At 63.7% G+C, this 11,886-nt stretch carries 9 protein-coding genes; 7 read left to right on the top strand and 2 right to left on the bottom strand.

Translation table 11 applies throughout. The features are described 5' to 3' along the window. Positions 1-51 precede the first annotated feature (51 nt). On the bottom strand, positions 52-1,590 hold the full coding sequence (gene nhaB / locus OQE62_RS15325) for a sodium/proton antiporter NhaB (protein ID WP_265722919.1): 1,539 nt from the start codon (positions 1,588-1,590) through the stop codon (positions 52-54). Positions 1,591-1,925: 335 nt separating this feature from the next. Here nhaB and OQE62_RS15320 point away from each other — a divergent pair, with 335 nt between their 5' ends. The 7 genes from OQE62_RS15320 to OQE62_RS15290 all read left to right on the top strand — a co-directional run bounded on the left by OQE62_RS15320 (position 1,926) and on the right by OQE62_RS15290 (position 9,606). After that, entirely contained in the window at positions 1,926-3,623 is a 1,698-nt protein-coding gene (locus OQE62_RS15320) for a hypothetical protein (RefSeq protein ID WP_265722918.1), read from the top strand. Between the two features lie 12 nt (positions 3,624-3,635). Further along, positions 3,636-4,445: an NAD(+) diphosphatase gene (gene nudC, locus OQE62_RS15315; RefSeq protein WP_265722917.1), complete on the top strand. Its 810-nt coding sequence runs from the start codon at positions 3,636-3,638 to the stop codon at positions 4,443-4,445. Positions 4,446-4,558: 113 nt separating this feature from the next. After that, on the top strand, positions 4,559-5,209 hold the full coding sequence (locus tag OQE62_RS15310; protein WP_265722916.1) for a cation/multidrug efflux pump: 651 nt from the start codon (positions 4,559-4,561) through the stop codon (positions 5,207-5,209). 34 nt (positions 5,210-5,243) lie between these two features. After that, on the top strand, positions 5,244-6,428 hold the full coding sequence (sohB, locus tag OQE62_RS15305; protein WP_265722915.1) for a protease SohB: 1,185 nt from the start codon (positions 5,244-5,246) through the stop codon (positions 6,426-6,428). Positions 6,429-6,494: 66 nt separating this feature from the next. Next, the gene (locus OQE62_RS15300) at positions 6,495-7,496 is read left to right on the top strand and encodes a YhdH/YhfP family quinone oxidoreductase (RefSeq protein ID WP_265722914.1); all 1,002 of its coding nucleotides are present in this window, start codon (positions 6,495-6,497) and stop codon (positions 7,494-7,496) included. Positions 7,497-7,655: 159 nt separating this feature from the next. Beyond that, complete coding sequence (locus tag OQE62_RS15295) at positions 7,656-8,921, top strand: patatin-like phospholipase family protein (RefSeq protein WP_265722913.1); 1,266 nt, start codon at positions 7,656-7,658, stop codon at positions 8,919-8,921. After that, the gene (locus tag OQE62_RS15290) at positions 8,902-9,606 is read left to right on the top strand and encodes a DUF4919 domain-containing protein (RefSeq protein WP_265722912.1); all 705 of its coding nucleotides are present in this window, start codon (positions 8,902-8,904) and stop codon (positions 9,604-9,606) included. The genes OQE62_RS15295 and OQE62_RS15290 overlap by 20 nt, the downstream gene beginning before the upstream one ends. A 43-nt stretch (positions 9,607-9,649) precedes the next feature. Here the strand turns inward: OQE62_RS15290 and OQE62_RS15285 are convergent, their stop codons facing one another. Then, positions 9,650-11,881, bottom strand: coding sequence for an ATP-dependent helicase (locus OQE62_RS15285; RefSeq protein ID WP_265722911.1), 2,232 nt, complete (start codon positions 11,879-11,881; stop codon positions 9,650-9,652). Between the last annotated feature and the right edge of the window lie 5 nt (positions 11,882-11,886).

Genomic DNA, 11,886 nt, shown 5'->3' with positions numbered 1-11,886 from the left:
CCCGAGTCCCGAGTCCCGAGTCCCGAGTCCCGAGTCCCGAGTCCCTGGCAATCAGCCGATAATGAACACCACACAACCCAGTGCCACAACGCTCAGTACCAGCGTATAGGGCAGGGCCATCAATACCATGCGCCCGTAGGACAGCCGGATCAGCGGTGCCAGCGCGGAAGTCAGCAGGAACAGGAAGGCCGCCTGGCCGTTCGGTGTCGCCACGCTCGGCAGGTTGGTGCCGGTATTGATGGCGATGGCCAGCTTTTCAAAGTGCTCGCGGGTGATCTCCCCGGCAGCCAGTGCCGCTTTCACTTCGTCGATATAGACCGTTGCCACGAACACATTGTCGCTGATCATCGACAGGATGCCATTTGCCAGGAACAGCATGCCCGGTTGCTGTTGAGGTTCCAGGTCGAGCACAAAGTGGGTCACCGGCTCGAACAGGTTCTGCTGATGAATGACTGCTACGATGGCGAAAAAGACCACCAGCAGGGCGGTAAAGGGCAGGGCCTCCTCGAAAGCGTGGCCGATGCGCGCTTCCTGCACCACACCGTTGAAGGATGTCAGCAGCACGATGACCATCAGGCCGATCATGCCCACTTCCGCCACATGGAAGGCCAGCGACAGCACCAGCAGCACGGCCACAATCCCCTGTACCCAGAGTTCTGCGCGGTCGTTGCCGGTGCGCTTCTGTTCCTGCTCGGCGGCAAAACCCGTCAGTACCTCGCGCACGGCACCGGGCAGCCTGGCGCCGTAGCCGCAGATACCGCTTTTCTCCAACAGCACACAGGTGATGAGGCCGGCGGCAAGAGCGGGCAGGGTGACCGGCGCCATATTGACGAAGAACTGTACAAACTCCCAACCTGCCTTTTCGGCGATCAGCAGGTTCTGCGGCTCCCCCACCAGGGTGCAGACGCCGCCCAGGGCGGTGCCCACGGCGCCGTGCATGATCAGGCTGCGCAGGAAGGCGCGGAACTGGTCCAGATCTTCGCGGTGGTATTCCACCACGTGTTCGTCGTTCGCGTGATCGTGGTCTCGCTGCTGGTGGGGCCGGTTACTGGCCACCCGGTGGTACACCGCGTAAAAGCCCACCGCCACCGCAATCAGCACTGCGGTGACCGTGAGGGCATCGAGAAAGGCGGACAGCACCGCCGCCACTGCGCAAAACAGTAGCGACAGCAGGGTCTTGGAGCGCACGCCGAGCAGGATTTTGGTGAACACGAACAGCAACAGGTTCTTCATGAAGTAGATGCCCGCCACCATGAACATCAGCAGCAGGAGAACCTCGATATTTTCAGTCACCTCGTGGTAGATGGCATGGGTGCTGGTCATTCCCAGCAGCACCGCCTCGATGGCCAGCAGTCCTCCCGGTTGCAGCGGGTAGCACTTGAGCGCCATCGCGAGGGTAAAGATAAATTCGCCGACCAGTACCCAGCCGGTGATGAAGGGGCCGGTTGTGTAGAGAAGAACCGGGTTGGCAATCAGGAATGCGGCAATGATGAGCTTGTACCAGTCGGGTGCCTCGCCCAGAAAGTTGTCGGTGAAAGCGCGGCCGAAGCCGCTGCCGGAGGCGGCGAGTGTATTATTGCAGGTGTTCATCGATTACTTCCTTGGTTACCCTTGCCGGGCCCGGGCTGTCTGTCACAGTGCCGATGTTATCGGCTGTCGGGAGCTTGCGGAACCTTGATTTCTGGCGCAATCGGTGCGCCGGGCAGAGACTCGGGTCGGCCGAACGCTACCCAGTTCACGGGAGAATTCAAGCGGTTTTACCCGTTTTGCCGATTGTTCGATGGAAAATCGCTCCGTAAAGGTGGACTCTTGAGCGGTTTGGTATAGATTGCCTCAGAAGGCTCCCGATCCGGTCAGGCACACTTCCGGTGGTTGATATTTGTACAACGCTAAAGAATTCTAAATAGAGTGCAGCGGTATAGGCAGTGACTGAATTGCGCAACATCAATATTACTTCCGTGAACCTGGTTAAAGAAGAGCTGGTGACGGCCGTGGACAGCGCCGCGTCACAGCTGGACCAGTTCGCGGCCGACAACGGCAATAAACGCTCGCTGGAGCAGTGCATGGCGGCCCTGCGCCAGGTCTGCGGCGTGTTGCAGATGGTGCAGCTGCACGCGGGGGAGCTGTTGGCGCAGGAGATGCTCAGCGCCCTGGCGGACCTGCAGCAGGAGCGCCAGGAAGTGGCTTCGGACCTGATGGAAGGGCTGGGCACCGGTTTCTATGTGCTGACCCGCTATCTCGATTTTGTGCAGAACCGGGGCGTCTCGCGGCCGGAGCTGTTGATTCCCTATATCAACAATCTGCGCGCGGCGCGCTCTCAGCCGCCGGTACCGGAGAGTCACTTCTTCCGCTGCCGGCTCGACGCCAGTGTGCCCGGCTCCGTGTCCTCATCGGTGATGTCCGAGGATCTGCGCAATTTCGTGCGCCGCTTCCGCCATATGTACCAGGTGGGCCTGTTGGCGCTGCTGCAGGGCAAACCCTGCCAGCCGGCCTACACCATGATGGCGCGCGCGCTGCAGAGGATTGCCAGCATCTCCGCCGGCCGACCCAGCGGCCGACTCTGGGCCGTGGCCGGTGCCGCCCTGGGTGGCATGGCGTCGCGGGAAATGACCATCAACCGCTCGCGGGTGATGGTGTTCAGCATGCTCGATCGGAGGTTGCGGGCGCTGCAGAAAGAGGGCGATGCCGCCCTCGACCAGTCGGTGCCGCCGGTGCTGTTGAAGGAGTGCCTCTACTGGCTGGCCCTGTCCGCCCCCGGCGGCCAGGGTTCCCGCGTACTGGAGGCTTTCTCGGTGGCGCCACTGGGATACAGCGAGGCGGAGCTGGAGCGAGAGCGGGCCAGCCTGGGCGGGCCCGGCGCCACCGCCATCAGCGCCGTGGCCGGCGCCCTGGACGAGGAGCTCGGCGGCGTGCGCCGCATGCTCGACGACGCAGAGATGATCGGCGCCACCGGCCTGGACGAGGAGGAGGGCCTCGCCGGCACCCTGCAGCGCATTGCCAGCACCCTGCAACTGCTCAATTTCAAGCGTGTCGGCGAGGGGCTGCGCAGCGCGGTACAGGAGTATTGCAGCAGTGTCGGCGCGGGTGGCAGTGCCGCGGAATCGGCGCTGCAGAAGCTCACCAGCCAGGTGCTGATGGTGGACAGCACCATCCGCGCGTTGCGCCAGAGCTCCAGCATTGACGTGGACGAGTACGGCCAGGCCGATTTGGCGCTGGAACACAGCCAGCTGGCAGAGGCGGAAGTCGCGGTGCTCAAGGAGGCGGAATCCGGCCTGTCGCTGATCAAGCGCGCCCTCGGCTCCTACGCCGAATCGGACTACGATCACGGCCATATCCGCAACGTGGCCACCACGCTCAACTCGGTGCGCGGCGGCATGGTGGTGCTGAACCTGCGCCGCGCGGCATCGGTGGTGGAGCGGCTGGTGGATTTTGTCGAGGCGGTGGTCGACCAGCGGGATGCGGCGCCCCAGATCGAACAGTCGCTGGAGATATTCGCCGATGCGATCATCAGCCTCGAGTACTATCTCGGCGAGGTGAAGATGCACCGCAAGGCGGACGTGCAGTCCCTGAACCTGGCGGTGGAGAGCCTCAGCGCGCTCGGCTACCCGGTCGAGGTCGCCTGATCCGGAGGCCCCGTGAGCGACCTGTTTGTTCCCGCCGCCAGCCCGCGGCCCGCGCCGCGGTTTTCCCGGCATATCCTGGTGGCCGAAGGGGAGCTGCTCTGCCGCGGCGATGATTTTCTGCACAGCCAGCCCGCGCCGGCGGTCGTCCTCTGTAGTCACTATCTCGGAGAGCTGGCCGGCGAGCCCTGTGGTGTCCACCAGCTGTCGCGACGGATCGAGGTGCCGGGTTGTGAATGGCGCAGGCTGCGCAGCCTGCTGGGGGCTGTCGACGAATTGCGCTTCGCACTGGCCGGGCGCGCCATGCAGGTGGTCGACTGGGACAGGGACCACCGCTTCTGCGGCCGTTGCGGTCGCGAGACCGAATATCACCCCCGCGACCGCGCGCGCGTCTGTCCGGGCTGCCGGCTGGCGGTATACCCGCGTATTTCCCCCTGTGTCATCATGTTGGTCACACGCGGCGAGGAATGCCTGCTGGCCCGCCATACCCATCACCGCCACTCGCTCTACACGGCGCTGGCAGGATTTATCGAGCCGGGAGAGAATGCGGAGCAGGCACTGCGGCGGGAGGTACAGGAGGAAGTCGGCCTGGAAGTGGGGGAGAGCCACTACATCGGCAGCCAGTCGTGGCCCTTTCCGGGCCAGCTGATGCTGGGCTACCTGGCCCGGTGGCACGCGGGCCGGGTGCGGCCGGACCGCGACGAAATCGCCGAGGCGGACTGGTACCACTACACAGATCTGCCGGAAATACCGCCCCCGCAGACCCTGTCGGGGCAGTTGATTCGCACCTTCGCTGCCTCCATATCGAAAAACGGGAAGCGGTAATGCAGGTTTCGTTGTTCGAGAAGCAGACGATGGCACCCCGCACCGGCGGCCCGATGCGAGCGCCGAAACCGGAGCGATAACCCGGGCCGGGCGAAAACAGGGAGCATAATAAAATGTATATCGCCATTACTTTTCTGATTGCGCTGATCGCGCTGCTGCTGGTCTTCTGGGGTGGCCGGGTACTGATGAAGGGTACCTGGGTGTTCGGTTTTATTCGCGGCAGCATCGGGCTGCTGTTGCTGGCGGGGGCACTGCTGGTGGTTCTGGTTGCGGCCGACGTATACAGTTACCGCAATCTCGCCGACGAACACAATGTCGGCACCGTGGCTTTTCGCAAACTCGGCGAGCAGCATTTCGATGCCAGGTTCTCCGACGAAGACGGCCTGGGACAGCAATTCGAACTGCACGGTGACCAGTGGCAACTGGATGCGCGCCTGCTGAAGTGGAAGGGCCCGTTGGCCCGCTGGGGCATCCAGCCGGCCTATCGCCTGGACCGGCTCAGTGGCCGCTACCTGACCCTGCAGGACGAGCGCAACAAACAGCGCACCGTGCACCAGCTCACCGGCAGCAACTACGGTGTCGATGTCTGGCAATCGCTGCGTCGCATCGACAAAAAACTCGGGTTCGTGGATGCGGTCTACGGCAGCGCCACCTTCCTGCCGATGGAGGACGGTGCCGTCTACGAAGTGCGCATTACTCACAGCGGCCTGACGGCGCGGCCGCTGAACGAGCAGGCTTCCTCGGCACTCGACGAGTGGCAGTGAACCGCCGCCTTTCAATTTTCAGTATGGAGTCTCAGTGGAATTTCTCAGTGAATACGGCCTCTTCCTGGCCAAAGTGGTAACCATCGTCGTCGCGCTGCTGGTGCTGGTGGGTTTTGCCGTCGCCAACCGGGAGCAGCTGAAAGAGCGGGTGCAGGGCCATATCGATGTCACTCACCTCAATGACCGCTACGAGCAGATGAGAGAGACCCTGCTCGAGGCGGTGATGGACAAACACGAATTCGCCAGCCGCAAAAAACAGCAGGCCAAGGAAAAGAAAGCGCAGGAGAAGGCCCTGCAGAAAAAACACAAGGCCGAGCGGAAAAAGAAACCGCGGGAAAAAGTGCAGCGCAAGGATCTGGAGACAACCGAAACACCGCTGCCGGAACAGGGCGAAGCCGACGCGGAAAGCGGCGAACAGCACAGACCAGCTCTGGTAACCGAGAAGCCCGAAGGCGAGCGCAAGCGTATTTTCGTGCTGGAGTTCGACGGCGACATCAAGGCCAGCGCACTGGACCACCTGCGGGAGGAAGTCACCGCGGTGCTGCAGGTGGCCGAGCCGGGCGACGAGGTACTGGTGAACCTGGAGAGCCCGGGCGGTATGGTGGCCAACTACGGTCTCGCGGCCAGCCAGCTGGCGCGGGTGCGCAGCGCGGGTATCCAGCTCACCATCGCCGTGGACAAGGTGGCGGCCAGCGGCGGCTACATGATGGCCTGTGTCGGTGACCGCATCCTGGCGGCGCCCTTCGCGATGCTCGGCTCCATCGGCGTACTGGCGCAGGTTCCCAACTTCAATCGCCTGCTCAAGCGTCACGAAGTGGATTTCGAGCTGTTTACCGCCGGTCAGTACAAGCGCACCGTCACCATGTTCGGCGAGAACACCGAAGAGGGCAAAGAAAAATTCCAGGGCGACCTGGAAGAGATACATGCGCTTTTCCAGCACTTTGTCGGCGAGTACCGCCCGGGCCTGGATGTGGCCAGGGTCGCCACCGGCGAAGTCTGGTTCGGCCAGCGCGCGCTGGATCTGGGACTGGTGGACGAGCTGAAAACCTCGGACGAATACCTCACCAGCCGCGCGAAGGAGGCCGATCTCTACCAGGTGGCCTACAAGGAAAAAACCAATATCGCCAAGAAGATCGGCCTGGCTGCCCAGACCGGTATCGAGGCGGCAACCATGCGGCTCTTTTCGAGGCTGGAGGCCTGGAAGCACCAGGCGCAGTGATTGTTTAGTGGCGTGTGGTCCGGGGATTATGATTAGCGACTGCCGTTCGCGACAGGGATAGATGCCATGGAGAAAACGTTTCGCGCAATCCGGGTGGAGGAAGTGGCTGCCGGCAAGTACGACCAGCAGTTGGTGGAGCGACGGCTCGGCGAACTGCCGGACAATCCGCTGCTGCTGGCGGTGTCGCACTCGTCGCTGAATTACAAGGATGCGCTGTCGGCTTTCGGCAATCGCGCCATCACCCGCGAGTATCCGCACACGCCCGGTATCGATGCCGTCGGCAGTGTGGTCGAGGACAGGAGCGGCACTTATTCGCCCGGGGACCAGTTGCTGGTAACCGGCTACGACCTGGGCATGAATACCTCCGGCGGGCTGGCGGAGCGAATCGCCATTCCCGAGGGCTGGGCTCTGCCGCTGCCGGGCGGGCTCAGTGCGCGGGAGTCGATGATTCTCGGCACCGCGGGGCTCACCGCGGCACTGTGCGTGGAAAAGCTGCTGGAGGCCGGGGCCAAACCGGAGGACGGCGAGGTGCTGGTGACCGGCGCCACCGGTGGGGTCGGTTCCATCGCCGTGTCGCTGCTGGCCAAGCTGGGTTTCCGCGTGGCGGCGGTGACTGGCAAACTCGAATCCTCGGAATTCCTGACCGATCTAGGCGCCTGGAAAGTGCTCGACCGGGAGACGCTCGTCCCCTTCGCCAGCAAGGCCATGGTCAAACCCCTGTGGGCCTGGGCGGTGGATACCGTCGGCGGCGAGACACTGTTCAATGTGATCAAATCCCTGGCCTACGGCGGCGGTGTTGCCGCCTGTGGTATGGCTTCCGGCGCACAGTTCCAGGCCAATGTGTTCCCGTTTATCCTGCGCGGTGTCAGCCTGCTTGGCGTCGACAGCGTCGAATTGCCGCTGGGGAAAAAGACCGCCGTGTGGGAGAAACTCGCCGGCGACTGGTATATCGGCAAACAGCTCGACCGCCTGGCCGAGGATATCTCCCTGGAACAGGCGCCGGAGTTCCTCGCGCGGCTGCATCGCGGCCACGGTATCGGCCGCTATGTGGTGGATATGGCGCTGTGATTTTCGGGGCCCGGCGGCGGGTTCCGGCCGGAATCGGTCCGCAGCGGCGGGGCTGCTATGCTGAATAACCCCGGCTCCCGTATGCCGGGGACCGGTATGCCCGCTCTGTCCGGCTGCAAGTGGCGGTTGTCTGCGTTTTCTCGCTATCGGTAGAACAAATTGTCTTCAAATAACGAATTGCCCAAACTGACGCATCAATCGAGCGCGCTGGTGCTCTCCGGCGGCGGTGCCCGCGCGGCCTACCAGGCGGGCGTGCTCAAGGCATTGGCGGAGCTGACCCCGGACAGCAATCCCAACCCCTTCCCGATCATCTGCGGCACCTCCGCCGGCGCCGTCAACGCGTTGCTGCTGGCCTCTCATCCGGGCACGTTCCGGGAAGCGGTCGATCGCCTCTGCGATCTCTGGCTGGAACTCACCGTGGACCGGATCTACCGCAGCGGCTGGACCAGCCTGCTGGGCAATATGTTCACCATCACCCGCTCCCTGTTCACCCAGGGGGTGGCGCGCCAGCGTCCGCTGGCGCTGCTGGACAATTCCCCGCTGCGGGAGCTGGTGAACGAGGTGATTCCCTTCCGGAATATCCCCCGCAATATCGAGGAGGGCCGGCTGCGGGCGGTGAGCGTCAATGCGATGTCTTACAGTGAGGGCGAGTCGGTCAGTTTCTTCCAGGGGGTGGAGGAACTGCGGGAGTGGCGCCGTTTCCGCCGCTACGGGGTACGCACTGAACTGGACGCCGACCACCTGATGGCCTCGGCGGCCATTCCGGCGCTTTTCTCCACGGTCCGGATCGGCGATGACTACTACGGCGACGGCGCCGTGCGCCAGCTGGCACCCATCAGCCCGGCGCTGCACCTCGGAGCCCGGCGCGTCTTCGTGGTGGGGGTGTCGGACAACCGCTCGCCGGTACACTGGGGCAAGCGCCGTATCAAGACGCCGCGGCACTCGCCGTCCATTGCCCAGGTTGCTGGTCAGCTTTTCAACGCCGCCTTTATCGACAGCCTGGAAGGGGACCTGGAGCACCTGGAAAGGGTCAATCTCCTGCTGGATTCGGTGTCCGGCGACAAGCTCGAGGGGCTGGCGCCGCTGCGGTCGGTGGAAACGGCGGTGATCGAGCCGTCCCAGAGCCTCGATCGGCTGGCCGGCCGCAAAGTGCGCCATCTGCCGCCGGCACTGCGCTGGCTGTTCCGCTCCACCGGCGCCACCACGTCCGGTGGCGGTGCATCGGCCGCAAGTTACCTGCTGTTCGAGAAACCCTTTCTCGGCGAGCTGATCGAACTGGGTTATCAGGACGCCATGTGGGAACAGGACAAACTGCGGGAGTTTCTGCAACCGCATGCGGCGGAAGTGGAGACAGAGCGCCGGAACCTGTTCGGTATCAAAGTGAAAAATGTAACGGAAGCAGCCAATGGCAATTCGCAATCGTAAACCCGGCGCCTGGACGGCGCTGCTGACGCTGGCCTTTCTGATCTCTGCCTGCAGCGGACCCGCTGTGCGGCAAACAGACGAAACAGCCCAGCGGGAAAAGCCGCGCCCGGAAGAGCTCGGCGAATACCGGCGCCTGCTGGCGGAGGCGCAGCAGCTGTCCTTTACCCTGGACTTCAACGACCTGCGCCGCGCCTTCGTGGAATCGCCGGAGTACAACCCCCACGGCGGCGCAAAGCTGCCCGGCCTGCCGGAGGCCTACGAGTCGGTGGAGCAGTCGAACTTCGATCGGTGCCTGGAGTATGTGGATCGGGTGCTGGCGGATAACTACATGAGCCTGGAGGCGCATATGATCGGCGTTCTCTGCAGCGGACGCAGTGCCAACCTGGCGCGGGAGGATCGCCACCGCTATATGGTCGAGGGACTGATGCGGTCGATCGAAAGTACCGGCGACGGCCGCAGCCAGGAGAGCGCCTACCGCACCATCAGCACCTCGGAGCTGCGCGGTTTCGTGCGCCTGAAGGGGCTGCAGATAATGGATCAGTCGCTGGTTTACGATCGGGCGGGTGTCTACGACAAAATGCAGGTGCGCGACCCGGAATCCGGCGAAGAGTATGCGTTGTATTTCAATGTCAGCGAACAGTTCGCGCACAGTGTGGAGGATCGCACGGCGGGCAATAGCCAATAATCAATGATCAATAAATGCGTAGGGGCGAACCTTGTGTTCGCCCCTACAGCAGGTGTTGTTGCAGTTTTTCCCAGTCGAAGCGCCGCGTCTGCCTGTCGCTGAACAGAATCTCCAGCCGCTCGTCCTCCCACTTGATCACCCGTCCGTGCCCGAGCTTGCGGTGGCGGATGCCCTCGCCGACTGCGGGCCTGCGCTGTGGTGCGCGCGGGCCCTCGATCTCCGGGGTATAGTCGCAGGCCTCGAGATAGTGCAGTGCCTGGCGGGTGACGGGCACCGGGCTCTCCAACCTGTCCGGGCGCTCGCGCAAGGCGCTTGCCATCAGCCGGCACAGCGGCAGGTGCATTTCCTCGAGAAACAGCGACGGTTGTTGTTCGTCGACGGCTTTACCATCGGCAGCGGGCTCCGGTGACAGCAGGGTAAGGTGGTGGCGCGCGCGGGTCATGGCCACGTACATCAGGCGCCGCTCGCTCTCCTGGGACGCTGGCGTGGAGAAATCCCGCTGCGGCTGGTAGGGCATGTTGTGCTGTGTCAGCGACGGGATGATCACCCGGTCCCACTCCAGCCCCTTGGCCTGGTGCATGGTGGTGATCAGCACCGCATCGGTGTCGGACTGTTCGCCCTCGCGGTGCTGGCGCTGCAGTTCCTGCAGGTGCGCCAGGGCTTCCGCCGGTGGCTTTTTCAGGTGACCCAGGAATTGCACGAAGGCGAGAATCGTCTGCTGGCGCTCCTCACCCTGCTGGCGGGTGAAGCTGTCGTCGGCAATACCGCTCAGGTAGTCCAGTGCACCCAGTTGCCGGCGCAGCAGCTCGCCGGCGAGGCCGCGCCAGTTTTCCATTTCCATCAGCAGTTCGGCCCGCTGGCGCAGCCGCTTCATCTGCGGCTTGCTCAGGCCTTCCGGCGCCAGCGACATCATGTGCGCCCCCCAGCCGTTCTCCCGCCCGGCCAGCTCCGCGCACAGTGGCTCCAGTTGTTTGCGCGCGATGCGGATATGCGGTGCGGTCAGCCATTCGTAGAGCCCCTGCTGGCGGCGCCCCGCGGGCAGTTCGGCAAAGCGCCCGGAGGCGATATTGAGGCTCCAGAACAACGGCCGCAGCTCGCGCCTGGAGAGCACCGTGTTGCGGCTGCCGGAGCGGTAGGGAATATTGGCCGCGAGCAGCGCCAGCTCGATGGGCGCGGCCACCGACCAGAGGCGCACCAGGATCGCGATGCGGTCCAGCGGTTGCTCCTGCATCTGCGCCCTGCGGAGTTGCTCCACCAGCCAGCGGGTCTCCTTCCCGGTCTGCACCAGTTCGATATCGGTCTGCCGCTCGCCGTCGGCGGATACACAGAAAATATCCGCGCGCTCGCGGTTGTTCTCGATAAAGTGGTTGGCGGCCAGGGACAGCTGGTGGCCGTAGCGGAAAGTGCGGCTCAGGTGGTAGATATTCGACGGCGGGAAGTCGCCGTCGAAAAATTTCAGCAGGTAGTCGGGCTTGGAGCCGCGCCACTCGTAGATGGTCTGGTCCGGATCGCCGATGGCGACCACGTTGCAGTTCCTGTCGACGGGGCGGCCGTAAAGCACCCGCAGCAGGAAATGCTGTACCTCGTTGATATCCTGGTATTCGTCCACCAGGATATCCTCGTAAAAGCCGCCGTACTGTTCGGCGATGCCGGGTTCCAGGCTGAGCAGTATCGCCGGGTCGTAGATCAGGTCGGCGTAGGTCACCGCCTTCTGGCTGCGGCGCCACTCCTCGAAAGTGCGGAAGACCTTGAGGAAATACATGTACTCGTCGCCGAGCCCCAGCTCCTGCAGCGCGTCGAGATCGCCGCGCAGTATCGTCTTGGTGTAATCGATAAAGTATTCCGCCGCCTCGATCTCCGACTGTTTGCGGGCCCGTATTTCCTCCAGCTCGTAGGGCGGCGCGCAGGCCTCGATGGCTCTCCAGATCTGCAGCTGTACCGTGGACTGGGGCAGGGGAGAGAGGTTGGCGGGGGCCAGGTGGCGGTTGGCGATCATCCGCTGGTAGAGGTGGTAACCCAGGCTGTGGAAGGTGTGCACCGGCGGCACCGGGCCGTCTACAAGCTGCTGCAGGCGCCGGCTGAAATCCTCGCGCGCGCTGCGGTTGTACATCAGCGCCAGGATACGTTCCGGCGACACATCGCCCTGCAGGCGCCGCTTGATGTAATGCAGCAGCGCGGTGGTCTTGCCCGAGCCCGCCACCGCAATGATCTTCGCGTGGCCGCCGGGGTGATCGGCGATGGCCTGCTGTTCTTCCGTAAGCGCGGGTGCCTGCATGGATT

The organism is Microbulbifer halophilus (genome assembly GCF_026183675.1).
In the GTDB taxonomy this organism is placed as follows: Bacteria; Pseudomonadota; Gammaproteobacteria; order Pseudomonadales; family Cellvibrionaceae; genus Microbulbifer; species Microbulbifer halophilus.
This window is presented reverse-complemented; position numbering and strand designations above follow the sequence as displayed.

What these genes read in the sequence shown, in the direction of transcription:
- OQE62_RS15290 (WP_265722912.1), top strand. Translation starts at nt 8,902, where the DNA reads ATGGCAATTCGCAATCGTAAACCCGGCGCCTGGACGGCGCTGCTGACG.
- OQE62_RS15285 (WP_265722911.1), bottom strand. Translation starts at nt 11,881, where the DNA reads ATGCAGGCACCCGCGCTTACGGAAGAACAGCAGGCCATCGCCGATCAC.
- OQE62_RS15310 (WP_265722916.1), top strand. Translation starts at nt 4,559, where the DNA reads ATGTATATCGCCATTACTTTTCTGATTGCGCTGATCGCGCTGCTGCTG.
- nhaB (WP_265722919.1), bottom strand. Translation starts at nt 1,590, where the DNA reads ATGAACACCTGCAATAATACACTCGCCGCCTCCGGCAGCGGCTTCGGC.
- OQE62_RS15300 (WP_265722914.1), top strand. Translation starts at nt 6,495, where the DNA reads ATGGAGAAAACGTTTCGCGCAATCCGGGTGGAGGAAGTGGCTGCCGGC.